Genomic DNA, 26,854 nt, shown 5'->3' on the forward strand with positions numbered 1-26,854 from the left:
CTTGATCGCTACGATAGGATGGTAGCGACGATTGATAGAGGGATACTCACATGATCCAGAAGAACTGGCAGGAACTGATCAAGCCGAACAAGGTGGAATTTATCACCCACGGCTCCCGCACGCATGCAACCGTCGTCGCTGAACCGCTGGAACGCGGCTTTGGTCTGACGCTCGGCAATGCTCTGCGTCGCGTGCTTCTGTCGTCGCTGCGCGGCGCTGCTGTGACCGCCGTACAGATCGACGGCGTTCTGCATGAATTCTCTTCTATTCCGGGCGTCCGCGAAGACGTGACGGATATCGTTCTGAACGTCAAGGAAATCGCCATCCGTATGGAAGGCGAGGGCCCGAAGCGCATGGTCGTTCGTAAGGAAGGCCCAGGCGTCGTTACGGCTGGCGACATTCAGACTGTCGGCGATGTCGAGATCCTTAACCCGGATCACGTCATCTGCACGCTGGACGAAGGCGCTGAAATCCGCATGGAATTCACCGTCAACACCGGCAAGGGCTATGTGCCTGCCGACCGCAACCGTGCGGAAGACGCTCCGATTGGACTGATCCCGGTCGACAGCCTGTATTCCCCGGTTCGCAAGGTGTCGTACAAGATTGAGAACACCCGTGAAGGTCAGGTTCTCGATTATGACAAACTGACGTTGAACATCGAGACCAACGGTTCGGTCACGGGTGAAGACGCTGTGGCTTACGCTGCTCGTATTCTCCAGGACCAGCTGGCGATCTTCGTCAACTTCGAAGAGCCTCAGAAGGAAGCTCCGCAGGAACAGGTTGCGGAACTGGCTTTCAACCCGGCTCTGCTCAAGAAGGTGGACGAACTCGAACTGTCTGTCCGTTCGGCAAACTGCCTGAAGAACGACAACATCGTCTATATCGGCGATCTGATCCAGAAGACGGAAGCCGAGATGCTGCGGACTCCGAATTTCGGCCGCAAGTCGCTCAACGAGATCAAGGAAGTTCTCGCGTCGATGGGTCTCCATCTTGGTATGGAAATCCCGTCCTGGCCGCCGGAAAATATCGAAGATCTCGCAAAGCGCTACGAAGACCAATACTAAGCATTTCCAGCGAAAGTGCGAAGCGGTTTCGCGTCGGACAATGCGTAAAACGAAAATAAGACCGGCATATCCCGGTACGTTACGAATTAAAGGAGAAGGCCATGCGCCACGGTAATGGACAGCGTAAGCTGAACCGCACTGCCTCGCATCGCAAGGCAATGTTCGCCAACATGGCGGCTTCGCTCATCGAGCATGAACAGATTGTGACCACGCTTCCGAAAGCTAAGGAAATCCGTCCAATCGTAGAAAAGCTTGTCACGCTCGGCAAGCGCGGCGATCTGCATGCACGCCGTCAGGCTATCTCGGCTATCCGCGACGTTAAGGTCGTGGCTAAGCTGTTCGATACGCTGGCTACGCGCTATGCAACCCGCAACGGCGGCTACATCCGCATCATGAAGGCTGGCTTCCGCGCTGGCGACAACGCGCCTCTGGCCGTTGTTGAATTCGTGGAACGCGATGTCGATGCAAAGGGCAAGGCTGACCGCGCCCGCGTCGAAGCTGAAGCTGCTGCTGAAGCCGACGCAGCGTAATTCACGCTGAATAAATTCGAAAAGGGCCGCCTGGTGCGGCCCTTTTTATTTGCGCTGCTGCTTGTATATGCGCCCACACGTTGATGTGACGGAAATTTGCATCCGCATTTTGTTCTCGGTCACAATGTGGCCCTTTATCCTTGGCCTCACTCCATTACATATGGACGACGAATCCCGTATCCTTTCATGGGAAGCTAAGCGGGAAGGCTGGGAAAGCGCGGAGTTTGTGCATGAATTGGCGACATTTCGGAATCACGGGCATCATTCTGGCATCGATTGGCATGGCGAGCCTGCCAGCCATGGCGCAGGATGCGCCAGCAGTTCCGGCAAAGCAGATACCGCTCAGCCGGGCCGATATGCAGCTTTCCTTCGCGCCCCTGGTCAAGGAAACGACGCCCGCCGTCGTCAACGTCTATGCTGCCCGGCAGGTACAGGCGCAAGCGCAATCGCCCTTTGCAGGCGATCCGTTTTTCGAACAGTTTTTTGGCAGGCAGTTCGGCGATAGCAAGCCGCGTATCCAGCAGTCGCTTGGGTCTGGCGTTATTGTCGATGCGTCGGGCATTGTCGTGACCAATAATCACGTCATCAAGGGTGCGGACGAGATCAAGATTGCGCTGTCTGATGGTCGCGAATTCGAAAGCAAGCTGTTGCTGCGTGACGAAACCACCGATCTGGCCGTATTGAAGATTGATTCCAAGGAAAAATTCCCGGTTCTGTCGCTTGGCAATTCCGATGAGGTGGAAGTGGGCGATCTTGTGCTTGCGGTCGGTAATCCGTTCGGCGTGGGCCAGACCGTGACGAGCGGTATTGTTTCGGCGCAATCGCGCACGCAGGTCGGAATTTCCGATTTCGACTTCTTCATCCAGACCGATGCCGCCATCAATCCCGGTAATTCCGGCGGCGCTCTGGTGGATATGCGCGGACGGCTGATCGGTATCAATACGGCGATCTATTCGCGTTCAGGAGGCTCTGTCGGTATCGGTTTTGCCATTCCGTCCAATATGGTGCGCGCGGTAATCGATGCGGCGCAGCGTGGCAGTTCCAGTTTTGAGCGCCCCTATATCGGAGCGACCTTCCAGGGCGTGACGGCTGATCTGGCCGAAGGCCTCGGTATGGAAAAGCCTTATGGCGCTCTGATTACTGCTGTTGCCAAAGACGGACCGGCGGAAGCCGCAGGCTTGAAGGTTGGCGATGTGGTTCTTTCCGTGCAGGGGACGCGCATCGATAATCAGGATGTCCTCGGCTATCGTCTGTCGACTGCCAGGATCGACAGCACAGTTTCCATTGCGATCCTGCGCGGCGGTAAAAATCTGACGCTGCCGGTCAAACTGACCAAAGCGCCGGAAGTGAAGCAGACACCACCCCTGGTGATCGAGGGCGATAATCCTTTCGCTGGCGCCGCCGTTCAGGAGCTGACGCCGTCCACGGCCACAAAGCTGCGCCTGAAGCGCGATGCAAACGGCGTGGCGGTGATGGATGTTTATTCCGGGTCGCCCGCAGCACGGCTGGGCTTGCGGCCGGGTGATATCATTCGCAACCTGAATGGCAATGTGATCCGCAGCGTAACCGATCTTTCTTCGGTCCTGAATGCGGGTCGCGGTCTGGCATGGCGGATGGAAATCGAACGCAACGGAACGCTTCTGCGCCAGTTCGTTCGATAAATCGCTACAGAAAGTTGCATGCCGCTTCAGGTAAGCTTATGCCTGAAGCGGCATTTTATTTAGCGACCGAGTTATCGAATGAGCGATCTTTTTTCATCGGCGTCAGACCCGAATGCGGACCGTAATCGTCCGCTGGCCGACCGCCTGCGTCCGAAGCATCTGTCTGAGGTCACTGGTCAGGAACATCTGACCGGGCCGGAAGGCGTGCTGACGCGGATGATTGCCTCCGGTTCGCTCGGTTCGATGATTTTCTGGGGCCCGCCCGGAACCGGCAAAACCACCGTCGCCCGGCTGCTGGCTGGCGAAACCGATCTTGCTTTCGAACAGATTTCCGCAATCTTTTCCGGCGTTGCCGATCTCAAGAAAGTTTTCGAGACGGCCCGCGCGCGGCGCATGTCCGGTCGGCAGACCTTGCTTTTCGTGGACGAGATTCATCGCTTCAATCGCGCCCAGCAGGATTCTTTTCTGCCGGTAATGGAAGACGGTACCGTTATTCTGATTGGTGCGACCACGGAAAACCCGTCCTTCGAACTCAACGCCGCTCTTTTGTCGCGGGCGCGGGTGCTGACCTTTCATCCGCATGACGCAGAAAGCATCGCGACGCTCCTGATCCGCGCCGAAGAACAGGAAGGCCGTCCGCTGCCACTGGATGAGGAGGCGAGGGCCAGTCTGATTCGCATGGCCGATGGCGATGGTCGCGCCGCGTTGACGCTGGCCGAAGAGGTGTGGCGTGCTGCGAGGCCCGACGAGGTCTTTACCGCGGAGAAACTTCGGGATGTAGTGCAGCGTCGTGCGCCGGTTTATGACAAGAGCCAGGATGGGCATTACAATCTGATTTCGGCGCTGCATAAATCGGTGCGCGGATCCGATCCCGACGCGGCGCTTTATTATCTGTCGCGTATGTTCGATGCAGGCGAAAATCCGCTGTATCTGGGGCGGCGTCTGGTGCGCATGGCGGTCGAAGATATCGGGCTCGCCGATCCGCAGGCGCTCGTCATCTGCAACGCCGCCAAGGACGCCTATGACTATCTGGGATCGCCGGAAGGGGAGCTGGCGCTGGCGCAGGCTTGCGTCTATCTGGCGACGGCGCCGAAATCGAATGCCGTTTATATGGCTTACAAAGCCTCTATGCGCGCCGCCAAGGAACACGGCTCTCTGGTGCCGCCGAAGCACATTCTAAACGCTCCGACCAAGCTGATGAAGAATGAGGGCTATGGCGACGGTTACGCCTATGACCACGATCAGCCGGATGCTTTTTCGGGTCAGGATTATTTCCCGGAAAGTCTCGGGCGGCAGAAATTCTACGATCCTCCGGCGCGCGGCTTTGAGCGCGATATCCGCAAGCGACTCGACTACTGGGCGCGGCTGCGTCAGGAGCGTCAGGGCAGGAACGGCTAAGAACCTGCCCCCTGCCGCTTAATGGGCCAGTGCTGGATAGGTGAAGAACAGTGCGTGGGTCAGATTCAGCAGAAAATGCACTGTGATCGATGAGATCAACCGGCCTGTCTTGTAATAGGCTGTACCGTAAAAAATCCCGGCAAGGGTCGCCAGCGCGATGTAGCTCAGACCGCCTTGATAGTGCAGCAGACCGAACAGGATTGCGGCGATCGTGATTGCAAAGGCCGGATGCCAGCCACGATAATAGGAATAGGCCAGCAGGCGTCCCTGTATCATGCCACGAAACAGCACTTCTTCGGCAAAGGTAACAAAGACCAGATTGTTGACGGCCCATATGCCGAAATAGGGCATGATTTTTGGGTCGAACTTGATATAGTTGATCGCCAATGCGACGGGGATCAGGGTGACAAGGCAACCGCCCCACATCAGGCCTATGATCTTCACCGTGTCGGCTGTTCCCGCTCGCTTTATCGGGGCGTCGAATTCCGTTCCTGACGTGAAAAACCGCCCGCTGAGAGCAAGAATGATCGCCGCCGCTGTCTTGTCGAGATTCAAATACATCGAAAATGGCACGCCGCCGTTGGACATAACCACCGCATCAATGATCTTCGTGTTATGAAAGCCCCGCATGTAATGCACGAAGAACGTAAGACATGCGATGACCACAAGCATATCTGTCGCCGGTTCAGTCCATGGAAAACGAGCATACAAATCTTCGCGAAGAATATTGAACCGCCACTGCGCGAGGACTGCGAACAGCGCTAATGCCAACAGGCCAATTGGAGACACGGATTCTCCAAGCAGTGCTGCAATGAATACCGGGATCAGCAAGGCGAGGGCGACAAATCCATGTTGGGTTACGATTGCGATGACAGATGCCGCTAGAAATATGTAGGTTATTCCATAGGGAATAAAATATTGCGTATACCCCATAGTTTATTCTCCAAATTATTTACATAATAATAATCGAATAAGTATTTCAGTAAAATTCCAAAATTTTTATCAAAAATTACGAGCTTAATTTTATAAATATAAATTGCACCATCAATTCATGTGCACAATAATATTTATTATTGCTCGTAAAATATTTCCTTCTGCAAATGCGAACTCATCCCTTCATTTTTCCGAATACGAAACGCGCCCATACGCTCCGGTTAACACGAAGTTTACTTTTACATTTTATCAATCTTTACAATTTGATGAGGTCTTCCATGATGCGCGTTTTGTGTCTCGTAGCGCTCGTGATCCTTGGAGGCTGCGCGACCGCCCCCCGGCAGGTCAGCAATGTTTGTGCAGTCTTCGATCAGCGTGACGGTTGGTTCAACAATTGGCAGAGCGCCGCAACGCGCGTATCGCGTGAATTCGGCGTGCCGGTTCCGGTTCTGATGGCGACGATCTATACGGAATCGGGCTTTCAGCCCTATGCACGGCCGCCCCGCACCAAGATTCTTTGGATTATCCCATGGAAGCGCCCATCCAGCGCCTATGGTTATTCACAGGCGCTCAATGGAACCTGGGAACGCTACAAGCGCGAGACCGGCCGCTGGACCGCCTCGCGCACCAACTTTGCCGACGCTGTTCATTTCATAGGCTGGTATCACTATCAGAGCTATCAGAAGAACGGCATCAACCGTAACGACGCTTACAGCCTCTATCTGGCTTATTACACCGGCCATGGCGGTTATGCGCGTGGGGCCTGGCGCGGCAATGCCACGGCACTTAATGGGGCCAAACGGGCGCAGGCGATGGCCAATCGTTACGCGGTGCAGTTGCGTTCCTGTGGCGGCATTAGCTAAAAGATGAAGATAGTGGATTCAAATACGAGATTTGGAACACCATCCGGCCTTAATCGCAATTATCATGCGCGCGGAATCGCAAATTGAGGATGACCTTTGCATGTTGAAAAAAATCGGTATCGCCCTGATTGGAGCCACATTGCTGGCGGGCTGCACCACTGACCCGTATACGGGCGAACAGAAGATGTCGAACACGGCGGGCGGCGCGGCTATCGGCGCAGCGGTCGGGGCTCTGGGTGGCCTCATGGTGGGCGGTTCCAGCCGCGCGCAGCGCAACGCGGTGCTGATCGGCGCAGGCATTGGCGCGCTCGGTGGCGGCGCCATCGGTAACTATATGGATCGTCAGGAAAATGAACTGCGTGCGCAGTTGCAGGGCACCGGCGTTTCCGTGACGCGTAACGGCGATCAGATCATCCTGAACATGCCGTCGAGCATCACCTTCGACACGGATCAGGATCAGGTGAAGAGCCAGTTCTATCCGACGCTGAATTCGGTAGCCATCGTGCTGCGCAAATTCAACCAGACCCTCGTTGACGTTCTGGGTCATACCGACTCGACGGGTAGCGCCAGCTATAATCAGGATCTTTCGCAGCGTCGTGCTGGATCTGTCGCGAGCTATCTCGGCTCGCAGGGCATTGATCCGCGCCGCTTTGCGATCATCGGCTATGGCGCAAGCCAGCCAGTGGCGACCAACGCGACGCCGGAAGGCCGCGCTCAGAACCGTCGCGTTGAAATCCAGATTTCGCCGCTGCGGGGCGCAAGCTGACGCTCCGGTAGACAGAATCAGGCCGTCTAGGCTTGGCGTATCGAACGCAGTCCTTTGCAAGAAGGGCTGCGTTTTTGTCTGTTCGGTGCGAATCGTTGTTCAGCAGAACGCCCTTGAGTTGCTTAAAGCGTGGAAAGGCTTTTTATTTTACGTATCTCTAATTATAGAGAACAATAATGGAACAAAATAATAATATCATTTAATTTCAAATGGTTAAACTTATTGCCAAATGAGAACAAAACAGATACAAATAGATAATAGCGATGAGCCTGCCGGGCTTCTAGCGGGACAAGAGGATGGTGTAAGATGTCTCAGAATTCATTGCGACTTGTTGAGGATAATTCAGTGGACAAGACTAAGGCACTTGATGCGGCGCTGTCACAGATCGAAAGAGCGTTTGGCAAAGGCTCGATCATGCGCCTCGGTCAGAACGACAAGGTGGTCGAGATCGAAACCGTTTCGACCGGATCGCTCTCTCTGGACATCGCGCTGGGTGTAGGCGGCTTACCCAAGGGCCGCATCGTTGAAATTTACGGGCCGGAAAGCTCCGGTAAGACGACGCTCGCGCTGCATACCATTGCTGAAGCGCAGAAGAAGGGCGGCATCTGCGCATTCGTTGACGCGGAACATGCGCTCGATCCTGTCTATGCACGCAAGCTCGGCGTGGATCTGGAAAACCTGCTGATCTCGCAGCCGGACACCGGCGAGCAGGCGCTCGAAATTACCGATACGCTCGTTCGTTCCGGCGCAATCGACGTTCTGGTCGTGGACTCCGTTGCAGCGCTCACGCCGCGTGCGGAAATCGAAGGCGAGATGGGCGATTCGCTGCCGGGCCTTCAGGCTCGTCTGATGAGCCAGGCGCTTCGCAAGCTCACCGCTTCGATCTCGCGTTCCAATTGCATGGTCATCTTCATCAACCAAATCCGCATGAAGATCGGTGTCATGTTCGGTTCGCCTGAAACGACAACCGGTGGCAATGCACTGAAGTTCTACGCTTCGGTTCGCCTTGATATCCGCCGTATCGGTTCGATCAAGGAGCGTGATGAGGTGGTCGGTAACCAGACCCGCGTGAAGGTCGTGAAGAACAAGCTTGCTCCTCCCTTCAAGCAGGTTGAGTTCGACATCATGTATGGCGCCGGTGTTTCCAAGACGGGAGAACTGGTCGATCTTGGCGTGAAGGCAGGCGTTGTTGAAAAGTCTGGCGCTTGGTTCTCCTATAATTCGCAGCGTCTCGGCCAGGGCCGTGAAAACGCGAAGCTTTACCTCAAGGAGAACCCGGAAGTTGCGCGTGAAATCGAAACGACACTTCGCCAGAATGCCGGTTTGATCGCGGAACAGTTCCTTGAAGACGGCGGTCCTGAGGAAGATAGCGGATCAGATGTGGCGGAGATGTAATCTCAGCTAGAACCTCAGGTATCGCTTGAAAGTTGGAAGCCCTTTGCTGTTGCACAGGGCTTCACTTTTTTAGTCGCAGCTTGATGGGAATTCAAAAGCACAGGTAAAAGGTGCGTTTAGGGGCTGAATTTGCCTTTATAGCGCATACTGCTTATCTGGACAGAAAAGCAGCACATCGTTAAAAGCGGTCAACCGAAGAACTCCACTTCACGTCTTTGTAGCGCGGAAAGGGAGTGATGCCTGCGGTTGCGTTCATTTGTTGGCGGTTTGCAGGTGCAAAAGACAATCGATGCGGCCTTTTATACTGGGTCACATCAATGCAGGGCAGGAAAAGCCCAAGGGTGAATTATGGCTGGCGTCAACGAGATAAGGTCCACATTCCTCGATTATTTCCGCAAGAACGGACATGAAATCGTTCCGTCGAGTCCGCTCGTACCGCGCAATGACCCGACGCTCATGTTCACCAATGCGGGCATGGTTCAGTTCAAGAATGTGTTCACCGGGCTGGAACATCGCGCTTACAATCGCGCAACCACCTCGCAGAAATGTGTGCGCGCCGGCGGCAAGCATAACGATCTCGACAATGTGGGCTACACTGCGCGCCACCACACCTTCTTCGAAATGCTGGGCAATTTCTCGTTCGGCGATTATTTCAAGGAAGACGCCATCAGCTTTGCCTGGAATCTGATCACCAAGGAATTCGGTCTGCCGAAGGATAAGCTGCTCGTCACCGTCTATCACACGGATGATGACGCGGCGAATTACTGGAAGAAGATCGCCGGCCTCAGCGACGACCGCATCATCCGTATTGCCACCAGCGATAATTTCTGGGCGATGGGCGATACGGGTCCGTGCGGCCCGTGCTCGGAAATCTTCTTTGATCACGGCGATCATATCTGGGGTGGACCTCCAGGATCGCCCGACGAAGATGGCGACCGCTTCATCGAGATCTGGAATCTCGTTTTCATGCAGTTCGAGCAGGTTACGCCAGATCAGCGCATTGATCTGCCGCGTCCGTCCATCGATACCGGCATGGGGCTGGAACGCGTAGCAGCCGTGCTGCAGGGCGTGCATGACAATTACGACATTGATCTGTTCAAGGCGCTTATCCGCGCTTCGGAAGAAGCAACCGGCGTCAAGGCCGAGGGCGATTTCCGCGCCAGCCATCGCGTGATTGCTGATCATCTGCGGGCATCAAGCTTCCTGATTGCCGATGGCGTTCTGCCGTCGAATGAAGGTCGTGGCTATGTGCTGCGTCGCATCATGCGTCGCGCCATGCGCCATGCCCAGCTTCTGGGCGCGAAAGAGCCGCTGATGTGGCGTCTGCTGCCGGCGCTCATTCGCGAAATGGGGCAGGCCTATCCGGAACTGATCCGCGCCGAAGCGCTGATTTCCGAAACGCTGAAGCTGGAAGAAACCCGTTTCCGCAAGACGTTGGAACGCGGCCTTGGCCTGCTGTCCGATGCGTCGGAAAAGCTGGTTGAAGGCGACCGTCTCGATGGCGAAACCGCTTTCAAACTCTACGACACCTACGGTTTCCCGCTCGATTTGACGCAGGACGCTCTGCGCCAGCGCGGCATCACCGTCGATACGGACGGCTTCGCCACCGCCATGGAACGCCAGAAGGCTGAAGCTCGCGCCAATTGGGCAGGCTCCGGCGAAGCTGCGACCGAGACGATCTGGTTCGGCATCAAGGACAAGGTCGGCGCAACAGAGTTTCTCGGTTATGAAACCGAAAGCGCGGAAGGCGTTATCGCCGCTCTGGTGCGCGACGGCGCGGAAGTGCAGTCGGCGTCCGAAGGCGAGACCGTATCCGTTGTGGTCAACCAGACGCCTTTCTATGGCGAATCTGGCGGCCAGCAGGGCGACACCGGAACAATTTCCGGTGAAGGCTTTGTCATCACCATCAAGGACACGCAGAAGAAGGGCGAGGGCGTCTTCGTTCATATCGGCGAAGTGACCAAGGGCACAGCGAAAACCGGCGAGGCTGTCGAACTGAAAGTCGACTCGGATCGCCGCACGCGCATTCGCTCCAACCACTCGGCAACCCATCTTCTGCATGAAGCCCTGCGCGAAACGCTCGGCACGCATGTGGCGCAGAAGGGTTCGCTCGTTGCTCCTGATCGCCTCCGCTTCGACTTCTCGCATCCGAAGCCGATTTCGGCCGAAGAACTGGCCAAGGTCGAAAACATGGCCAACGAGATCATCCTGCAGAACGCGTCTGTTTCCACGCGTCTGATGGCTGTGGACGATGCGATTGCCGAAGGCGCAATGGCGCTGTTCGGTGAAAAATATGGCGATGAAGTGCGCGTCGTTTCGATGGGCACGGCCAAGCATGGTCCGAAGGCTGGCAAGGCCTATTCGGTCGAGCTTTGCGGCGGCACGCATGTACGCCAGACGGGCGATATCGGTCTCGTTCGCATCGTTTCGGAGGGCGCGGTTGCAGCCGGTGTTCGTCGGATGGAAGCGCTGACGGGTGAGACCGCACGGCTTTATCTCGAAGAGCAGGATGAACGCGTGAAGGCAATCGCCAGCGCGCTGAAGACCACGCCCGCCGAAGCACTTGAACGCGTCAATGCCCTGATGGACGAACGCAAGAAGCTTGAGCGCGAGCTATCCGAGGCGCGCAAGAAACTGGCGCTCGGTGGCGGTTCATCTGAGGGCGGCAGTGCAGTTGAAGCTGTCAACGGCGTCAACTTCCTCGGCAAGGTCGTGACCGGTGTATCGCCGCGTGATCTGAAGCCGCTGGCCGATGAAGGCAAGAAGCAGGTCGGTTCCGGCGTGGTTCTGTTCATCGGTGTCGGTGAAGATGGCAAGGCCAGTGCGGTTGCAGCTGTGACGGAAGATATGGTTGGCCGTTTCAGCGCCGTGGATCTGGTTCGTGCGGCTTCTGCAGCACTTGGCGGCGCCGGTGGCGGCGGTCGCCCGGACATGGCTCAGGCTGGTGGCCCGGATGGCGACAAGGCTGATGCTGCGATTGCAGCGGTCAAGGCGCTGATCTCGTGATTTCATACCAATAAGGCCGGGGAAACCCGGCCTTATTATTTTAAGCAGCGTGTGCTTTGCGGCTGTCATCGGGCGCTTCGGCGCGTTCATCCAGCCCATAATCGCGAAGGACGCTCGCAACCCGCAGGCGGTAGTTCTCAAAGACGCCGCCGCGTCCCTTGGTCTGGGCAATGCGATGCGAGGGAAGATTGCGCCATGCGCGCACCGCTTCTTCGTCACGCCAGAAGGACAAGGATAGAAGCTTGTCCGGCTCTGCAAGGCTCTGGAAACGTTCAATCGAGATGAAGCCATCGATGCGGCTGAGATCGTCGCGCAGGCTTGCCGCTATATCGAGATATTGTCCGCGCCGCTCGTCATCGGCGGGCCAGACTTCAAAGATCACCGTGATCATGGCTTTATCAACTCCGCATGCGGTCCCGATTGCAGCTTGAGGAAGATGCGATCCTCGGACCGGATGAATTGCTCCCGGCGCGCAAATTCATAATTTTGGCGTCCCAGCGGGTCGGCGGCCAGCCTTGCGCGATAAGCCTCATAAGCGGCGAGGTTTTCCAGCGAATAAACGCCATAGGCCGTGGTGGCAGAACCTTCATGCGGGCCGAAATAGCCGATCAGTTGCGCGCCGCAACGTGGAATGGCTTGTCCCCAATTGCGCGCATATTCGGCAAAGGCATCCGCTTTGAACGGGTCGATCTGATAGCGGATGAAACAGGTGATCATGCAAGGTCTCCTTGATATGCATGGTTTCGATGGAGACACTGTAGCGGTTGAAACGCAGACATAGTTCGGTTAGCATCGAAGTATGAAAGATGGACCGATCATAGCTTCCGTCGCTTCTCTACTTGGCGATCCGGCACGCGCAAACATGCTGACTGCGCTGATGGACGGGCGCGCCCTGACCGTCAGCGAGCTGGCGGCTGCGGCGGGCGTCACCTTGCAGACGGCGAGCGGGCATCTGGCCAAGCTCGATGCCGCCAATCTGCTGATTGCAGAAAAGCAGGGCCGTCACCGTTATTTCCGCCTGTCGGGCGCGGATGTGGCGCAGGTGCTGGAAGGGCTGATGGGCCTTGCCCAGCGAACGGGCGCGGTGCGCGTACGTACAGGGCCGAAGGATGAAGCATTGCGCAAAGCGCGCATATGTTACGATCATCTTGCGGGCGAGCGCGGGGTCGAAATGCTCGACGCCGCACATAGGCTTCGCCTGATCGATAACACCGAAGAGCCCGTGCTGACGGATGAGGGCAAATCGTTCTTCACCTGTCTGGGCGTTGACGTGGCGGCGCTTGAACACGGCAAGAGGCCGGTATGCCGCCATTGTCTCGACTGGAGCGAACGGCGCAATCATCTGGGGGGCGCACTGGGCGCGGCACTGTTGAAAAATTTTATCGCGCGTGGTTGGGCCAGACGCGCCGAGGGGCGGGTGATCGCATTTTCACCCACCGGTGCGCAAGCCTTCAAGAACGCGTTCTCGATTGAAGCACAGCCGAGCTGAAGTCGGCCCTAGAGCGGTTCCTGTTTTGACGGAATCGTCGGAACCGCTCTAAGTCTTTATTTTTACGCATTTCCGGACGCAAAACCGCTTCGCACTTTTGCTGGAAATGCTCTAGCTTGCTGCTTTGACGGCAGCGTCATCCAACTCGGCTGCGCGTTTTGCGGCGGGGCGGGCTTGCAGCCGTTCCCAATAAGCATCAAATGCCGGGCGGTGCGGCAAGCTTCCGAACATCATGCCCCAGCCGATATGGGAACCGACATAGACATCGGCTGCCGTAAAACGATTGCCGGTAATATAGGGATGGCGCGATACCGCCTTTTCCAGCGTGGCGACGACGCTGTCATAATTGCCATAGCCCATCATGCGCTCGCGCTCCGGCGGCACTTCAAAGCCCATGGAGCGGTTTGAAAGGGCGGCTTCCAGCGGACCGGCGGCAAAGAACATCCAGCGATAAAAATCGGCGCGTTCATCCGGATGCGGCGCGAGTCCGGCTTCTGGAAAGGTGACGGCCAGATAAGCGCAGATGGCCGCAGCTTCGGTGACGATAGCTTCGCCGTGGCGCAATGCGGGCACTTTGCCCATGGGGTTCACAGCGCAATATTCAGCGCCCTTCATCGGCGGGCCAAAGTCGAGAATTTGAACGTCATAGGGCTTGCCCGTTTCCTCAAGCATCCAGCGGGCGATACGTCCGCGCGACATGGGGTTGGTGAAAAGCGTCAGCTCAGCCATTTTATCCTCCTTGAATGGATGGATGCAGGATGCGCGTTTTCCCATATGAAGCAAATCAAAAAGAAAACGGCGGGATAAACCCGCCGTTTCGCATTTCAATAAAGGTGCGGTGCTATTAAGCAGCCATAGCCTTCTTGAGGTTTTCGTCGATCTTGTCGAGGAAGCCGGTGGTGGAGAGCCACGGCTGATCCGGGCCGATGAGCAGCGCCAGATCCTTGGTCATGAAGCCGCTTTCGACGGTGTCGACGCAGACCTTTTCCAGCGTGTCGGCAAAGCGCTTCAGCTCGGCATTGTCGTCAAGCTTGGCGCGGTGTGCGAGACCGCGGGTCCATGCGAAGATCGAAGCGATCGAGTTGGTCGAGGTTTCCTCGCCCTTCTGATGCTGGCGGTAGTGACGGGTCACGGTGCCGTGTGCAGCTTCCGCTTCAACGGTCTTGCCATCCGGCGTCATCAGAACCGAGGTCATCAGGCCGAGCGAGCCGAAGCCCTGAGCCACGATGTCCGACTGAACGTCGCCGTCGTAGTTCTTGCAAGCCCAGACGTAACCGCCAGACCACTTGAGCGCCGAAGCGACCATGTCGTCGATGAGGCGGTGTTCGTACCAGATCTTGGCTGCCTTGAACTTCTCTGCGAATTCGGCGTCGAAGACTTCCTGGAAGATGTCCTTGAAGCGGCCGTCATAAGCCTTGAGAATGGTGTTCTTGGTCGAGAGATAGACCGGGTAACCGCGCTGCAGGCCGTAATTGAAGGAAGCGCGGGCGAATTCGCGGATCGATTCGTCGAGGTTGTACATGGCGAGCGCCACGCCAGCGGACGGAGCCTGATAGACTTCGTGTTCGATGGTTTCGCCGTCTTCGCCGACGAACTTGATCGAAAGCGTGCCCTTGCCCGGGAACTTGAAATCGGTCGCGCGGTACTGGTCGCCAAAAGCATGACGACCGACGATGATCGGCTGCGTCCAGCCCGGCACGAGGCGCGGAACGTTCTTGCAGATGATCGGCTCGCGGAAGATCACGCCGCCGAGAATGTTGCGGATGGTGCCGTTAGGCGACTTCCACATCTTCTTGAGCTTGAATTCTTCAACGCGCGCTTCGTCAGGGGTGATGGTCGCGCATTTTACACCGACGCCATATTCCTTGATGGCGTTGGCCGCATCGATAGTGACCTGATCATTGGTCGCATCGCGGTTTTCAACCGACAGATCGTAATATTTCAGATCGACGTCGAGATAGGGATGGATCAGCTTGTCCTTGATGAACTGCCAGATGATGCGGGTCATCTCGTCGCCGTCGAGTTCAACGACCGGGTTCGCAACCTTGATTTTTGCCATGGATGAAGCCTCTTTTTAAATGCGCCTTGAATGCATGCGCCCCTATAGCACCCGCAGGCAATAAGGCAAAGGTTTGAAGCCTTATTCTTTGGCCTATAGGCGAAATTGGCAGTCAAAAAATTGGGAAGGGCGCTGATTTGGGTCAGGCAGCGTGGTGCGTCGCGGCCTCGCCGTTGCGCGGCTTCTTCCAGCTTTCTTGCTGCTGTCGGTAATTTTCCTGTTCGCGCGCCAGAATGGCCTCGGCATCGAGCGAGGAGATCGCTGCCGCCTTGTCCATGGGCACGAGGCCGCTCAGTTGCAGGGAAAGATAGCGTCCACAGCAGACGCGCAGGAACGAGGCAAAATTGTCGAGGTCGTGGCCTTCCTCACGGGATTCGCCATAGAGCTTGCTGATCAGGCGGCTCACGCTGAGACCGTCACGGGAAGCGACATCTTCCAGTGTCCACCAGAAGAAGTTCTCAAGCCGGACGCTGGTGACGACACCGTCAATGCGCAGCGAGCGCGTCACGCTCTGCCAGAGGTCTGAATTGGCGCCGATGAACAACCTGCACATGATTTTCTCCCGGATGAGGCTCCCCGGATAGTTTTGCGCAATATGGAGCTGCCTGCAACCGGATGATGATTGCAGGCAATATCCATTATGCTTAAGCGTGCGTGATCTTGGTGCCGAGAACGCCAAGGAACTGCGACAGCCACGCCGGATGGGCAGGCCAGGCTGGTGCGGTGACGAGGTTGCCGTCTGTTACAGCCTGATCAACAGGAATATCGGCATAGGTGCCGCCGGCAAGTTCGACTTCCGGTCGACAGGCCGGATAGGCCGAACAGTTACGACCTTCCAGTACGCGGGCGGCTGCAAGCAACTGGGCTCCATGGCAGACGGCTGCGACCGGCTTGTTGGTCTCAAAGAAGTGTTTTACGACGGCGATGACCTTGTCGTCGAGGCGCAGATATTCCGGTCCGCGACCGCCGGGAATGACCAGCGCGTCATAGTTTTCAGCCTTTACATCGGCGAAACTGGCATTGAGCGTGAAATTATGGCCCGGCTTTTCTGAATAGGTCTGGTGGCCTTCGAAATCGTGGATGGCGGTTGCGATCTGATCGCCGGCTTTCTTGCCGGGGCAGACAGCGTGAACCGTGTGGCCGACCGCAAGCAAGGTCTGGAACGGGACCATGGTTTCATAGTCTTCGCCGAAATCACCGCACAGCATGAGAATTTTTTTACCGGACATGGCTTCCTCCCTGAATCCTGTTTTCCGTTTGGATAAACTGGCATGGATGAGGTGAGGGCTGGTGTTATTCGGATACTACACCCGGCTTTTTACGCATGAACGTACGAGCCTGCTCCAAAAGTCGCCCTGTGTGGCTGCAAATGGCAATTTGAGATTTGCATTCGCATAATCTGAACCGAAAAGTCTGCAACTTTTCGGGATTATGCGAGGATTCCGGTGCTCACGTACGAATAGTACGCTCCGCTCCGTTACTCGAAAATCACCATTTTCGCGCACACATGTCGCTTTTTGTTTCAGGCTCTAAGGGGAATCTTTGCGATTTCGCGTCAATTATGTCAGGGAAACGCCACGATTATATCTATGACGGAAAACATCATGGCAGGAACCGACAAACAGCGCCCCTTTATCGCGGAAGGACCGGCAATCGTGCTGGTGGAGCCGCAATTGCCGGAAAATATCGGCATGGTGGCGCGCGCCATGGCGAATTTCGGTCTGGCAGAACTGCGTCTCGTCAATCCGCGTGAAGAATTTCCAAGCGAAAAGGCAAGGGCAGCCGCCAGCAAGGCCGACCATGTCATCGACAATGCGGTGGTTTATGACGATCTGCCATCGGCCATTGCTGATCTCAACTTCGTCTATGCCACAACGGCGCGTGAACGCGACGGCTTCAAGCAGGTGCGCAGCGCCGTTGAGGCTGGCAACGAGTTGCGCAGGCGTTTCAAGACCGGCGAAAAGACCGGCATTCTTTTCGGTCGCGAACGTTTTGGCCTCAGCAATGAGGAAGTGGGCCTTGCCGACGAGTTGGTGACTTTCCCGGTCAATCCTGCATTTGCCTCGCTCAATATCGCGCAAGCCGTGCTGCTGATGTCCTATGAGTGGATGAAGTCCGGTCTGGAAACGGAGACCGAAACGGTTTTCCGCGGACCGGAGATGGAACTTGCACCGAAGCAGGAATTGCAGGGCTTGTTCAACCATCTGGAAGAAGCCCTTGATGTCAGAGGTTATTTCCGGCCGGAAGCGCGCAAGGAAATCATGGTCAATAATCTGCGTGCCGTTCTGACGCGCGCCGGTTTTGCCTCGGCGGAATTGAAACTCCTGCGCGGGGTGGTCACCTCGCTTGATGTATTCACGCCCAAGAAACCGCGTGGCTCCGGAGCGCCGGAAGGTCGTGCCCGCAAGCCTGCACCAGAGGACAAGGCAGAATGAAAGACGCGCCCGTCGCCAGCTTTTCCGCTTCCGTAACAGCCGATAAGGAGAGGCCGATACTGGTCTTTGACAGCGGTATTGGCGGGTTGACGGTGTTGCGCGAGGCGCGGGTGCTGATGCCGGACCGGCGCTTTGTCTATATCGCCGACGATGCCGGTTTTCCCTATGGCGGTTGGGAAGAAGAGGCGCTGCGGGCGCGCATTGTCGAGCTGTTCGGCGGGTTCATCGCAACGCATGATCCAGAAATCGCGGTCATCGCCTGCAATACGGCCTCCACATTGGTGCTGGACGATTTGCGCCGCGCCTATCCGTTGGTGCCTTTTGTGGGAACCGTGCCTGCGATCAAGCCCGCTGCCGAGCGCACATCATCGGGGCTGGTTTCCGTGCTGGCGACGCCCGGCACAGTGAAGCGCGCCTATACGCGCGATCTCATCCAGTCTTTCGCCTCGCAATGCCATGTGCGCCTGGTCGGCGCCGACCGGCTGGCGAGCATCGCCGAGGCGCATATACGCGGTGAAAAGATTGATGAAGCGCTGGTCGTGGAACAGATCGCGCCCTGCTTCATCGAGAAAGACGGCAGGCGCACGGATATCGTGGTGCTCGCCTGCACCCATTATCCGTTCCTCGCCAATGTCTTCCGCCGTCTGGCGCCATGGCCGGTGGACTGGCTCGATCCGGCGGAAGCGATTGCGCGCCGCACCGTATCGCTGCTGACACCGCGCAAGGGCGACATGGAACTGCATCATCACGACGATCTCGCGGTCTTCACCTCGCAGAAACCGGATTACGCCATTCGCAGGCTCATGCAGGGCTTTGGACTGCAATTCGCCTGAATCGAATGTCTGTGAGCTTGTTGCCGTGGAACTATAGCGACCGATTTTCGTTATCCCGCAGTTAGAAAAACCGCGGAGATCAGCATATGGAAATCGTCGAAACCCGCATCGGCTCGATTGGCGGCTTCAAGCTCTACACGGTTGAGTTTATTGCCGAGGGTGATGAAAAAGTGTCCGTGATTTTTGAGAATGACACCGGAGCAGAACTGAAGCGCGATGACGCTATTCGGCGTGCAGCGGTTAAGCTTGGAGCGGCGCTTGGCGTTGCATCCATGGAATGCGGGATTGAACCGGACAGCCTGTTGACCCGTCCGAGTGCAAGGCGGGCAGGTGACCGGGCCGAACTGGAACGTCAGCTGGAAGAGGGGCTGGAAGATACGTTCCCCGCGAGCGATCCGGTTTCCGTGACCAGTTCCGCGATACCGGCATCCGCCGACCCGAAATCGTAAACTGTATAAACAGAAAAGCCGAAGCGTGTGCTCCGGCTTTTCTTGTTCATAAAAAGAATCGCTTTTTTGATTTAACGCTTTGATAAATCAGAGATTGCGGCGTTTTCCTTCCAGAATGTCCAGAACGGCGCGGGCGCAGTCCAAAACGTTGGAGCCAGGGCCGAACACGGCGGCGACACCGTGGTCGAACAAGTACTGATAGTCCTGACGCGGCACCACGCCACCGCAAACCACGACGATGTTTTCAGCACCCTTGGCTTTCAGCGTTTCGACGAGCTGCGGCAGCAGGGTCTTGTGACCGGCTGCAAGCGACGACACGCCAATGACGTGCACTTTCGATTTGATCGCCATATCGGCAGCTTCGTCGGGTGTCTGGAACAACGGTCCGGCCAGGACTTCGAAACCGATATCGCCGAAGGCTGACGCGATGATCTTGGCGCCACGGTCATGCCCATCCTGTCCCAGCTTGGCGACCATCACCTTCGGCGTTTCGCCGCTCTGCTTCGAGAAGTCCTCCAGTCGCGACACCAGCGTCTGATATTCAGGCTCGTCCTGATAGGCGTCGCCATAGACCTTGCGGATCACTTTCGGCTCTGCTGCGTGGTCACCGAATGCACGGCGCATGGCGTCGGAAATTTCACCGACCGTGGCGCGGGCGCGGGAGGCCTCCACCGCTGCGGCAAGCAGATTGCCTTCGCCGCTGGTCGCCACTTTTTCGAGTTCCGCAAGCGCGGCTTCCACCTTGGCCTTGTCACGGGTCTGGCGAATACGCTCAATGCGCGCTATCTGCGACTGGCGCACGGCGGTGTTGTCGATTTCGAGAATGTCGATCTCGTCTTCCTGTTCCAGCCGGAACTTGTTGACGCCGACGATCACTTCCTCACCCTTGTCGACCGCCGCCTGCCGCTTGGTAGCCGCTTCTTCGATCAGACGTTTCGGCAAACCGCTTTCGACCGCCTTGGTCATGCCGCCAAGGGACTCCACTTCCTGGATCAACGCCCAGGCTTTTTCCGCCAGTTCATTGGTCAGGCTCTCAATGTAATAGGAACCTGCCAGCGGATCGACCACCTTCGTCACGCCGGTCTCATTCTGGAGAATGAGCTGCGTGTTGCGGGCAATGCGCGCCGAAAATTCCGTTGGCAAAGCAATGGCTTCGTCGAAAGCGTTGGTGTGCAGCGACTGCGTGCCGCCAAGCGCTGCCGACATGGCCTCGAAAGCCGTGCGCACGACATTGTTGTAAGGGTCCTGTTCCTGCAACGACACGCCGGAGGTCTGGCAGTGGGTGCGCAGCATCAAGGAACCCGGCTTTTTCGGCTCGAACTCCTTCATGATCCGCGTCCAGAGCAGGCGCGCTGCGCGCAGCTTGGCGATTTCCATGAAGAAATTCATGCCGATGGCGAAGAAGAATGACAGGCGACCGGCGAAGTCGTCGACATTCAAGCCCTTTTGCAGCGCGGCACGCACATATTCGCGCCCATCGGCCAGTGTGAAGGCGAGTTCCTGCACCAGCGTCGCACCGGCTTCCTGCATGTGATAGCCGGAGATGGAAATCGAATTGAATTTCGGCATTTCCGTCGCGGTATAGGCGATGATGTCCGCAATGATCCGCATGGAAGGTTCCGGCGGATAAATATAGGTGTTGCGGACCATGAACTCCTTGAGAATGTCGTTTTGAATGGTGCCGGAAAGCAGGTCGCGCGATACGCCCTGTTCTTCACCCGCGACGATGAAATTGGCGAGGATCGGGATCACCGCGCCGTTCATGGTCATTGAGACGGAGACTTTTTCGAGCGGAATGCCGTCGAAGAGGATTTTCATGTCCTCGACGGAGTCGATCGCGACGCCAGCCTTGCCCACGTCACCCACCACACGCGGATGGTCGCTGTCATAGCCGCGATGGGTGGCAAGATCGAAGGCAACCGAAACGCCCTGCTGCCCGGCGGCGAGCGCCTTGCGGTAAAAGGCGTTGGATGCTTCTGCGGTGGAGAAACCGGCATATTGGCGGATGGTCCATGGGCGACCGGCATACATGGTCGCGCGCGGACCGCGCACGAAAGGCTCGAAACCGGGCAGGCTGTCGAGATGGCCGACATTTTGCAGATCGTCTGCCGTGTAGAGCGGCTTCACGTCGATGCCTTCCGGCGTATGCCAGATAAGGCTGTCCGCCGGTCGCTTCAGTTCCTTTTCGGCCAACGCTTCCCAATCCGCGCGGGTTTTCTGCGTCATTGGCTTATTCTCCATCCCATAATGGTCTCACTTTGAGGAGGCGCGAAGCGCCGTCTTCAAGATCATTCGAATTCCATGATCAGTTCATCGACGGCAAGGCTCTCTCCGGCCTTGACGGCAATGCGCTTGACGGTGGCGCGGCGCTCTGCGCGCAGCACGTTTTCCATCTTCATGGCCTCGACGGTTGCAAGCGGCTGCCCGGCTTCCACCGTAGCGCCTTCCTCGGTCAGAATCGAGGTGATGACACCCGGCATCGGGCAAAGTAACATTTTCGACGTATCCGGCGGTAACTTGACCGGCATCAGCTTTGCCAGCTCCGCGACGCGTGGCTTGCGCACATGCGCCGTCAGGTCCATGCCGCGCCAGCGCAGACGCCAGCCGGAACCCGCACGGGCGACCTTCACGCTCACCGGCTTGCCGCCAACCGTGAATGTGGCGAGCTCACTGCCGGGGTGCCAGTCGCTGGCAATGGTGAGATCGCCGCCATTGGCGAAATTGACCGTGGCGCCGCCTTCGCCGTCAGCAAGGCGGACCGGCAGCAGATGGTCGCCGATCTTCACAACCCAGTCGTGGCCGGGCTTAACGTCCTGTCCCGAAAGGCGACCGGAAATCTGTCCGTCGCGGGTGACGACGGTGAGGTTGATATGGGCTGCGACAGCGGCCAGCAGGCGCGCATCGTCTTCCGATGGTGTTACGCCCGAGAAGCCGTCCGGATATTCCTCGGCGATGAAGGCCGTGGTCAGGGCACCCGCTCTGAAGCGCTGGTGATCCATGACAGCCGACAGGAAGGGCAGATTGTGGCCGATGCCTTCAACTTCAAAGGCATCCAGCGCATTGCCCATGGCGTCGATGGCTGCGAGGCGATCCGGACCCCAGCTGCAAAGCTTGGCGATCATCGGATCGTAATACATCGAGATTTCGCCGCCTTCGAATACGCCGGTATCGTTGCGGATGACCGTTCCGTCATCGCGACGACCTTCCACCGGAGGCCGGTAGCGGGTCAGGCGACCGATAGAGGGCAGGAAGTTGCGATAGGGGTCTTCGGCATAGAGACGGCTTTCCATGGCCCAGCCGTTGAGCTTCACATCAGCCTGACCGAAGCGCAGCTTTTCACCGGCGGCGACGCGGATCATTTCTTCCACGAGATCGATGCCGGTGATGAGTTCCGTCACAGGATGCTCCACCTGCAGACGCGTATTCATTTCGAGGAAGTAGAAATTGCGGCTGCCATCGACGATGAACTCAACCGTACCGGCGGAATAATATCCCACCGCCTTGGCAAGCGCGACGGCCTGTTCGCCCATGGCCTTACGGGTTGCTTCATCGAGGAAAGGCGAGGGCGCTTCCTCGATCACCTTCTGGTTTCGGCGCTGGATGGAACATTCGCGTTCGCCCAGATAAATGACATTGCCAAACTGGTCGCCAAGCACCTGAATTTCGATATGGCGCGGCTGGGTGACGAATTTTTCGATGAAGATGCGATCGTCGCCGAAGGATGCCTTCGCTTCGTTGCGCGACAGCTGAAAGCCTTCGCGGGCTTCCTCGTCGTTCCACGCAATACGCATGCCCTTGCCGCCGCCGCCAGCGGACGCCTTGATCATCACCGGATAGCCGATTGCGCCTGCGATCTTCACCGCTTCGTCGGCATCTTCGATCAGCCCCATATGGCCCGGCACGGTGGAAACGCCCGCTTCCGCGGCCAGCTTCTTGGAGGTGATCTTGTCGCCCATAGCGTCGATGGCGTTCACCGGCGGTCCGATGAAGGTGACATTGGCCGCCTTCAACGCTTCAGCAAAACGCGGGTTCTCAGACAGGAAGCCATAGCCCGGATGCACGGCATCCGCACCGGTTGCCTTGATGGCATCCAGAATCTTGTCGATGACGATATAGGACTGGTTGGAAGGTGCAGGCCCGATATGCACGGCCTCGTCGGCCATTTTCACATGCAGCGCATTGCGGTCGGCATCGGAATAAACCGCCACCGTGGCAATGCCCATCTTCTTGGCGGTCTTGATCACACGGCAGGCGATTTCGCCGCGATTGGCAATGAGAATTTTCTTGATCATTTTATCTACTCAACTGAACCGGATCACAGCGGAATGGTGTCGTGCTTTTTCCAGGGCGTGCTCTGCTGCTTGTTGCGCAGGCTGGCGAAAGCGCGCGCAATGCGGCGGCGCGAGGAATGCGGCATGATCACCTCGTCGATGAAACCGCGCTCCGCAGCCACGAACGGATTGGCGAAACGTTCCTCATATTCCTTGGTGCGGGCGGCGATCTTTTCGGGGTCGCCCAGTTCGGAGCGATAGAGAATTTCCGTAGCACCCTTGGCGCCCATTACGGCGATTTCCGCCGTCGGCCATGCATAGTTGATATCCGCGCCGATATGCTTGGAGGCCATCACGTCATAAGCGCCGCCATAGGCCTTGCGCGTAATGAGCGTGACCATCGGCACCGTCGCCTGACTATAGGCGAAGAGCAGCTTAGCGCCGTGTTTGATGACGCCGCCATATTCCTGCGCTGTGCCCGGCAGAAAGCCCGGTACGTCCACGAGGGTCAGGAGCGGGATCGAGAAAGCATCGCAGAAGCGCACGAAGCGCGCTGCCTTGCGCGAGGAATCGATGTCGAGGCAGCCTGCCAGCACCATGGGCTGATTGGCGACGACGCCCACGGTCTGGCCTTCGATGCGCAGGAAGCCGGTGATGATGTTCTTGGCGAAGGCTTCCTGAATTTCGAAGAACTCGCCTTCATCGGCCAGCGCGTGGATGAGTTCCTTCATGTCGTAAGGCTTGGTCGCACTGTCGGGGATCAGCGTATCGAGCCGCATTTCCAGCCGTGACGGATCGTCATGGACCGGGCGAACCGGCGGTTTGTCGCGATTGTTGAGCGGCAGGAAGTCGAACAGAATGCGCACCTGTTCCAGCGCTTCGATGTCGTTCTCGTAAGCGCCGTCAGCGACCGACGACTTTGCGGTGTGCGTGCGCGCGCCGCCCAGTTCTTCCGCTGTGACGATCTCGTTCGTGACGGTCTTCACCACATCCGGGCCGGTGACGAACATATAGGAGGAGTCGCGCACCATGAAGATGAAGTCCGTCATGGCCGGGGAATAGACCGCGCCGCCCGCGCAGGGGCCCATGATGACCGAAATTTGTGGGATGACGCCAGAAGCATCGGCATTGCGCTTGAACACGTCAGCATAACCGGCCAGCGAGGCAACGCCTTCCTGAATGCGTGCGCCGCCGGAATCGTTGAGGCCGATGACTGGCGCGCCGTTCTTCATCGCCATATCCATGATCTTGCAGATCTTCTGGGCATGGGTTTCCGACAGCGAGCCGCCGAGCACGGTAAAGTCCTGGCTGAACACATAGACCTGACGGCCATTGATCGTGCCCCAGCCGGTGACAACGCCGTCGCCTGCCACTTTCTGCTCCGCCATGCCAAAATCGGTACAGCGATGCGTGACATACATGTCGAACTCCTCGAACGATCCTTCGTCGAGAAGCACTTCGATGCGTTCGCGTGCGGTCAGTTTGCCTTTGGCGTGCTGGGCGTCGATACGGCGCTGGCCACCGCCAAGACGCGCTTCGGCGCGGCGGGCTTCGAGCTGTTCTAGGAGTTCCTGCATTATTGCGGCCTTCGAAAGTCGGTTATAAAGCTGAAATGATAGGCATTTTTATATGCGTTTTCTGAAATGCTTAAAGCGCTTGTGAGCCGTATAGAAAAGCTTGAAAAGGTGCGATTGTGTAAGATATAAATTTGCAAATAGCAAAATGCGAAATTGCAAAAATGGCACCCAAAAAGCTCTATGTCGGCAGGAAGATACGCGAAATCCGCGAACAGCATAAGGCCACGCAGTCGGCTTTTGCCGAACGGCTTGGTATATCAACGAGTTATCTGAACCAGATCGAGAATAACCAGCGGCCCGTTTCGGCGGCTGTCCTGTTGGCGCTGGCCGAAAACTACCAGATCGATATCGGCGCTATCTCTCTGGGTGACGATGACCGGTTGTTATCGGCCGTTTCCGAGGCGCTGGCCGATCCCGTATTCGATAATTACAAGCCGAACCTTCAGGAACTTAAACTCATCACCCAGAACGCGCCGGGGCTGGCCCATGCGCTCATTGCGTGCCATCAGGCTTATCGGCGCAATAGCGAGCAGCTTGCCAGTCTGGACAATCAGCTGGGGCGCGCGCCGTCGATCGCCGAGCCTGCACCTTATGAGGAAGTGCGCGACTTCTTTCATTTTATCGACAATTATGTGCATGAGATTGATGTTGCAGCGGAAAAGCTTGCCGAGCAGCTGGATATTCCCGGACGGGATATCGGTGTCGCTCTGCCGCAATATATGGAAGAGCGGCATCGTGTGCGGCTGGCGAGGTCGGGTTCCGACGAGGCGGTTCTGCGCCGCTTCGATCCGGTCGCGCGGGTTCTCTATCTCAATCCTTATTCGCCTGCTTCCACGCGCCATTTCCAGATCGCGTTTCAAATCGCAGAACTGGAAATGGAAGATCTGGTCAATGCGATTGCAAGGCGCGCTGATTTTCGCTCGGTCGAAGCGGTGGAGATTTGCAAGATCGGGCTGCGGAATTATTTCGCGGGCGCGCTGGTCATGCCTTACCAGACTTTTCTCGCCGCGGCGAAGGAGCTGCGCCACGATCTTGAACTTTTGGCTTCGCGCTTCGGGGCCAGTCTGGAGCAGGTCGCGCACCGTCTCAGCACTTTGCAGCGCTCTGGCCAGCGCGGCATCCCTGTGTTTTTTGCGCGCATCGACCGTGCAGGCAATATCACCAAGCGGCACAGTGCCGCCAAGCTGCAATTTGCGCGCTATGGCGCTGCCTGTCCGCTCTGGAATGTGCATCAGGCATTCGAAATGCCGGGGCGGATTATCCGTCAGCTGGCCGAAACACCAGATGGTGCACGCTATCTTTGCGTGGCGACCGAACTGACGAAGAGCGAAGGGGGGTTCAACGCGCCGCAGCGGCGCTATGCCATCGCGCTCGGCTGCGAAGTGGGCTACGCGCATGATTTCGTCTATGCGGATGGTCTCGATATCACGGCGCGGTCAGCCTTCGATCCCATCGGCGTTTCATGCCGGATTTGCGACCGTGCGGAATGCGTGCAGCGCGCCGTGCCGCCGTTGAAAAGCAGGCTGGCGGTCGATCACGACCGCCGTGGTATCCTGCCTTACCGCCTTCTATAGTCAGAAACCGGCATGTTCCTTGAGGAAGTCGGCTTCGTCTTCCGTGGTTGCGCGACCCAGTACCTTGTTACGGTGCGGGAAGCGTCCGAACTGCTTGATGATATTGTGATGGTCGCGGGCAAAGCCGAGCGAATATTGGTCGCCGAGCCTTTCATAAAGCTCCACGCAACGGCGCTGGTGGTCCAGATTTTCACTGTGCATGAAGGGCAGATAGAAGAACTGACGCTCATCGGCGGAGAGCTGCCGGTCGAAATCGTGGTCCAGCGCTTGCATGGCGACATCCAGCGCCAGACCGTCGCTTTCGAAGGAGCGGGACGAGCCGCGGAACATATTGCGCGGGAACTGGTCGAACAGAATGGTCAGGGCCAGTGCGCTTTCCGGTTGCTGTTTCCAGGATTCGAGCTTGCCATTACGTGCGTCTTCATACGCTGCTGCGAATTTCTCGCGAATCTCGTCGTCGATGGCGTCGCTTTTCGTGAACCAGTTTTCACGCATCTTTGGCGAAAACCAGAATTTGAGCACATCTTGCGGTTCAATAGTCATCTTGGGCC

The 26,854-nt window shown here is 57.3% G+C and carries 24 protein-coding genes; 13 read left to right on the top strand and 11 right to left on the bottom strand.

What is annotated here, in order from left to right:
• Window positions 1-50: 50 nt before the first annotated feature.
• From JAU75_RS01085 to JAU75_RS01100, 4 genes are all read left to right on the top strand, one after another.
• Window positions 51-1,064, top strand: a complete 1,014-nt coding sequence (locus tag JAU75_RS01085) for a DNA-directed RNA polymerase subunit alpha (protein WP_109369215.1) — start codon at window positions 51-53, stop codon at window positions 1,062-1,064.
• Between the two features lie 101 nt (window positions 1,065-1,165).
• On the top strand, window positions 1,166-1,594 hold the full coding sequence (gene rplQ, locus JAU75_RS01090) for a 50S ribosomal protein L17 (protein WP_078340790.1): 429 nt from the start codon (window positions 1,166-1,168) through the stop codon (window positions 1,592-1,594).
• Window positions 1,595-1,824: 230 nt separating this feature from the next.
• Window positions 1,825-3,255, top strand: a complete 1,431-nt coding sequence (locus JAU75_RS01095; protein WP_199053881.1) for a DegQ family serine endoprotease — start codon at window positions 1,825-1,827, stop codon at window positions 3,253-3,255.
• A 78-nt stretch (window positions 3,256-3,333) separates the two neighbouring features.
• Complete coding sequence (locus JAU75_RS01100; RefSeq protein ID WP_199053883.1) at window positions 3,334-4,653, top strand: replication-associated recombination protein A; 1,320 nt, start codon at window positions 3,334-3,336, stop codon at window positions 4,651-4,653.
• An 18-nt stretch (window positions 4,654-4,671) separates the two neighbouring features.
• On the opposite strand, the gene JAU75_RS01105 is transcribed toward JAU75_RS01100, so the two are convergent.
• The gene (locus JAU75_RS01105; protein ID WP_199053885.1) at window positions 4,672-5,586 is read right to left on the bottom strand and encodes a CPBP family intramembrane glutamic endopeptidase; all 915 of its coding nucleotides are present in this window, start codon (window positions 5,584-5,586) and stop codon (window positions 4,672-4,674) included.
• Between the two features lie 278 nt (window positions 5,587-5,864).
• Here JAU75_RS01105 and JAU75_RS01110 point away from each other — a divergent pair, with 278 nt between their 5' ends.
• From JAU75_RS01110 to alaS, 4 genes are all read left to right on the top strand, one after another.
• A complete protein-coding gene (locus JAU75_RS01110) occupies window positions 5,865-6,449 on the top strand; it encodes a transglycosylase SLT domain-containing protein (RefSeq protein ID WP_199053890.1) in 585 nt (194 codons plus the stop codon).
• A gap of 100 nt (window positions 6,450-6,549) precedes the next feature.
• Window positions 6,550-7,215, top strand: a complete 666-nt coding sequence (locus JAU75_RS01115; protein ID WP_199053892.1) for an OmpA family protein — start codon at window positions 6,550-6,552, stop codon at window positions 7,213-7,215.
• Window positions 7,216-7,521: 306 nt separating this feature from the next.
• Window positions 7,522-8,610: a recombinase RecA gene (gene recA, locus JAU75_RS01120; protein WP_199053894.1), complete on the top strand. Its 1,089-nt coding sequence runs from the start codon at window positions 7,522-7,524 to the stop codon at window positions 8,608-8,610.
• Between the two features lie 348 nt (window positions 8,611-8,958).
• Window positions 8,959-11,616: an alanine--tRNA ligase gene (alaS, locus tag JAU75_RS01125; protein ID WP_199053896.1), complete on the top strand. Its 2,658-nt coding sequence runs from the start codon at window positions 8,959-8,961 to the stop codon at window positions 11,614-11,616.
• Window positions 11,617-11,656: 40 nt separating this feature from the next.
• Here the strand turns inward: alaS and JAU75_RS01130 are convergent, their stop codons facing one another.
• Together JAU75_RS01130 and JAU75_RS01135 are read right to left on the bottom strand one after the other, a co-directional pair.
• Window positions 11,657-12,007, bottom strand: a complete 351-nt coding sequence (locus JAU75_RS01130; RefSeq protein WP_199053898.1) for an antibiotic biosynthesis monooxygenase — start codon at window positions 12,005-12,007, stop codon at window positions 11,657-11,659.
• The gene (locus tag JAU75_RS01135; protein ID WP_199053899.1) at window positions 12,004-12,333 is read right to left on the bottom strand and encodes an NIPSNAP family protein; all 330 of its coding nucleotides are present in this window, start codon (window positions 12,331-12,333) and stop codon (window positions 12,004-12,006) included. Before JAU75_RS01135 ends, JAU75_RS01130 begins: the two co-directional genes overlap by 4 nt.
• Before the next feature lie 82 nt (window positions 12,334-12,415).
• On the opposite strand from JAU75_RS01135, the gene JAU75_RS01140 reads away from it, so the two are divergent.
• Window positions 12,416-13,105 (top strand): winged helix-turn-helix domain-containing protein, encoded by a 690-nt coding sequence (locus tag JAU75_RS01140; RefSeq protein ID WP_199053900.1) that lies wholly within the window; start codon window positions 12,416-12,418, stop codon window positions 13,103-13,105.
• Between the two features lie 111 nt (window positions 13,106-13,216).
• Here the strand turns inward: JAU75_RS01140 and JAU75_RS01145 are convergent, their stop codons facing one another.
• The 4 genes from JAU75_RS01145 to JAU75_RS01160 all read right to left on the bottom strand — a co-directional run bounded on the left by JAU75_RS01145 (window position 13,217) and on the right by JAU75_RS01160 (window position 16,393).
• On the bottom strand, window positions 13,217-13,834 hold the full coding sequence (locus JAU75_RS01145; RefSeq protein ID WP_199053901.1) for a glutathione S-transferase family protein: 618 nt from the start codon (window positions 13,832-13,834) through the stop codon (window positions 13,217-13,219).
• Window positions 13,835-13,949: 115 nt separating this feature from the next.
• On the bottom strand, window positions 13,950-15,164 hold the full coding sequence (locus tag JAU75_RS01150; protein WP_199053902.1) for an NADP-dependent isocitrate dehydrogenase: 1,215 nt from the start codon (window positions 15,162-15,164) through the stop codon (window positions 13,950-13,952).
• A 142-nt stretch (window positions 15,165-15,306) separates the two neighbouring features.
• The gene (locus tag JAU75_RS01155; protein WP_199053903.1) at window positions 15,307-15,717 is read right to left on the bottom strand and encodes a ribbon-helix-helix domain-containing protein; all 411 of its coding nucleotides are present in this window, start codon (window positions 15,715-15,717) and stop codon (window positions 15,307-15,309) included.
• Window positions 15,718-15,808: 91 nt separating this feature from the next.
• Window positions 15,809-16,393, bottom strand: coding sequence for a DJ-1/PfpI family protein (locus JAU75_RS01160; protein ID WP_199053905.1), 585 nt, complete (start codon window positions 16,391-16,393; stop codon window positions 15,809-15,811).
• A 375-nt stretch (window positions 16,394-16,768) separates the two neighbouring features.
• Between JAU75_RS01160 and JAU75_RS01165 the strand changes: the two genes are divergently transcribed.
• From JAU75_RS01165 to JAU75_RS01175, 3 genes are all read left to right on the top strand, one after another.
• Complete coding sequence (locus JAU75_RS01165) at window positions 16,769-17,599, top strand: RNA methyltransferase (protein WP_078340840.1); 831 nt, start codon at window positions 16,769-16,771, stop codon at window positions 17,597-17,599.
• On the top strand, window positions 17,596-18,432 hold the full coding sequence (murI, locus tag JAU75_RS01170) for a glutamate racemase (RefSeq protein ID WP_199053906.1): 837 nt from the start codon (window positions 17,596-17,598) through the stop codon (window positions 18,430-18,432). Before JAU75_RS01165 ends, murI begins: the two co-directional genes overlap by 4 nt.
• Before the next feature lie 86 nt (window positions 18,433-18,518).
• The gene (locus tag JAU75_RS01175) at window positions 18,519-18,881 is read left to right on the top strand and encodes a hypothetical protein (RefSeq protein ID WP_199053908.1); all 363 of its coding nucleotides are present in this window, start codon (window positions 18,519-18,521) and stop codon (window positions 18,879-18,881) included.
• 87 nt (window positions 18,882-18,968) lie between these two features.
• On the opposite strand, the gene scpA is transcribed toward JAU75_RS01175, so the two are convergent.
• The 3 genes from scpA to JAU75_RS01190 form a co-directional block, all read right to left on the bottom strand.
• Window positions 18,969-21,107 carry a methylmalonyl-CoA mutase gene (scpA, locus tag JAU75_RS01180; RefSeq protein ID WP_199053910.1) on the bottom strand — a complete coding sequence of 713 codons (2,139 nt, stop codon included), beginning with the start codon at window positions 21,105-21,107 and terminating at the stop codon, window positions 18,969-18,971.
• A gap of 62 nt (window positions 21,108-21,169) precedes the next feature.
• Entirely contained in the window at window positions 21,170-23,173 is a 2,004-nt protein-coding gene (locus JAU75_RS01185) for an acetyl/propionyl/methylcrotonyl-CoA carboxylase subunit alpha (RefSeq protein ID WP_199053912.1), read from the bottom strand.
• A 23-nt stretch (window positions 23,174-23,196) separates the two neighbouring features.
• A complete protein-coding gene (locus JAU75_RS01190; RefSeq protein ID WP_199053914.1) occupies window positions 23,197-24,729 on the bottom strand; it encodes an acyl-CoA carboxylase subunit beta in 1,533 nt (510 codons plus the stop codon).
• Window positions 24,730-24,890: 161 nt separating this feature from the next.
• Between JAU75_RS01190 and JAU75_RS01195 the strand changes: the two genes are divergently transcribed.
• Window positions 24,891-26,303: an XRE family transcriptional regulator gene (locus tag JAU75_RS01195; RefSeq protein ID WP_199053916.1), complete on the top strand. Its 1,413-nt coding sequence runs from the start codon at window positions 24,891-24,893 to the stop codon at window positions 26,301-26,303.
• On the opposite strand, the gene JAU75_RS01200 is transcribed toward JAU75_RS01195, so the two are convergent.
• Window positions 26,304-26,846 (bottom strand): DUF924 family protein, encoded by a 543-nt coding sequence (locus tag JAU75_RS01200; RefSeq protein WP_199053918.1) that lies wholly within the window; start codon window positions 26,844-26,846, stop codon window positions 26,304-26,306.
• Window positions 26,847-26,854 lie beyond the last annotated feature (8 nt).

The organism is Ochrobactrum sp. Q0168 (genome assembly GCF_016427605.1).
GTDB lineage: Bacteria > Pseudomonadota > Alphaproteobacteria > Rhizobiales > Rhizobiaceae > Brucella.

Bases quoted from the DNA above. Each gene is read 5' to 3' on its own strand.
- JAU75_RS01130 (WP_199053898.1), bottom strand. From the start codon at position 12,007: ATGATCACGGTGATCTTTGAAGTCTGGCCCGCCGATGACGAGCGGCGC.
- scpA (WP_199053910.1), bottom strand. From the start codon at position 21,107: ATGACGCAGAAAACCCGCGCGGATTGGGAAGCGTTGGCCGAAAAGGAA.
- rplQ (WP_078340790.1), top strand. From the start codon at position 1,166: ATGCGCCACGGTAATGGACAGCGTAAGCTGAACCGCACTGCCTCGCAT.
- JAU75_RS01185 (WP_199053912.1), bottom strand. From the start codon at position 23,173: ATGATCAAGAAAATTCTCATTGCCAATCGCGGCGAAATCGCCTGCCGT.
- JAU75_RS01160 (WP_199053905.1), bottom strand. From the start codon at position 16,393: ATGTCCGGTAAAAAAATTCTCATGCTGTGCGGTGATTTCGGCGAAGAC.
- JAU75_RS01165 (WP_078340840.1), top strand. From the start codon at position 16,769: ATGGCAGGAACCGACAAACAGCGCCCCTTTATCGCGGAAGGACCGGCA.
- JAU75_RS01110 (WP_199053890.1), top strand. From the start codon at position 5,865: ATGATGCGCGTTTTGTGTCTCGTAGCGCTCGTGATCCTTGGAGGCTGC.
- JAU75_RS01175 (WP_199053908.1), top strand. From the start codon at position 18,519: ATGGAAATCGTCGAAACCCGCATCGGCTCGATTGGCGGCTTCAAGCTC.
- JAU75_RS01200 (WP_199053918.1), bottom strand. From the start codon at position 26,846: ATGACTATTGAACCGCAAGATGTGCTCAAATTCTGGTTTTCGCCAAAG.
- JAU75_RS01145 (WP_199053901.1), bottom strand. From the start codon at position 13,834: ATGGCTGAGCTGACGCTTTTCACCAACCCCATGTCGCGCGGACGTATC.
- JAU75_RS01140 (WP_199053900.1), top strand. From the start codon at position 12,416: ATGAAAGATGGACCGATCATAGCTTCCGTCGCTTCTCTACTTGGCGAT.
- JAU75_RS01155 (WP_199053903.1), bottom strand. From the start codon at position 15,717: ATGTGCAGGTTGTTCATCGGCGCCAATTCAGACCTCTGGCAGAGCGTG.
- JAU75_RS01115 (WP_199053892.1), top strand. From the start codon at position 6,550: ATGTTGAAAAAAATCGGTATCGCCCTGATTGGAGCCACATTGCTGGCG.
- JAU75_RS01190 (WP_199053914.1), bottom strand. From the start codon at position 24,729: ATGCAGGAACTCCTAGAACAGCTCGAAGCCCGCCGCGCCGAAGCGCGT.
- recA (WP_199053894.1), top strand. From the start codon at position 7,522: ATGTCTCAGAATTCATTGCGACTTGTTGAGGATAATTCAGTGGACAAG.
- JAU75_RS01100 (WP_199053883.1), top strand. From the start codon at position 3,334: ATGAGCGATCTTTTTTCATCGGCGTCAGACCCGAATGCGGACCGTAAT.
- JAU75_RS01150 (WP_199053902.1), bottom strand. From the start codon at position 15,164: ATGGCAAAAATCAAGGTTGCGAACCCGGTCGTTGAACTCGACGGCGAC.
- alaS (WP_199053896.1), top strand. From the start codon at position 8,959: ATGGCTGGCGTCAACGAGATAAGGTCCACATTCCTCGATTATTTCCGC.
- JAU75_RS01105 (WP_199053885.1), bottom strand. From the start codon at position 5,586: ATGGGGTATACGCAATATTTTATTCCCTATGGAATAACCTACATATTT.
- JAU75_RS01085 (WP_109369215.1), top strand. From the start codon at position 51: ATGATCCAGAAGAACTGGCAGGAACTGATCAAGCCGAACAAGGTGGAA.
- JAU75_RS01095 (WP_199053881.1), top strand. From the start codon at position 1,825: ATGAATTGGCGACATTTCGGAATCACGGGCATCATTCTGGCATCGATT.
- murI (WP_199053906.1), top strand. From the start codon at position 17,596: ATGAAAGACGCGCCCGTCGCCAGCTTTTCCGCTTCCGTAACAGCCGAT.
- JAU75_RS01135 (WP_199053899.1), bottom strand. From the start codon at position 12,333: ATGATCACCTGTTTCATCCGCTATCAGATCGACCCGTTCAAAGCGGAT.
- JAU75_RS01195 (WP_199053916.1), top strand. From the start codon at position 24,891: ATGGCACCCAAAAAGCTCTATGTCGGCAGGAAGATACGCGAAATCCGC.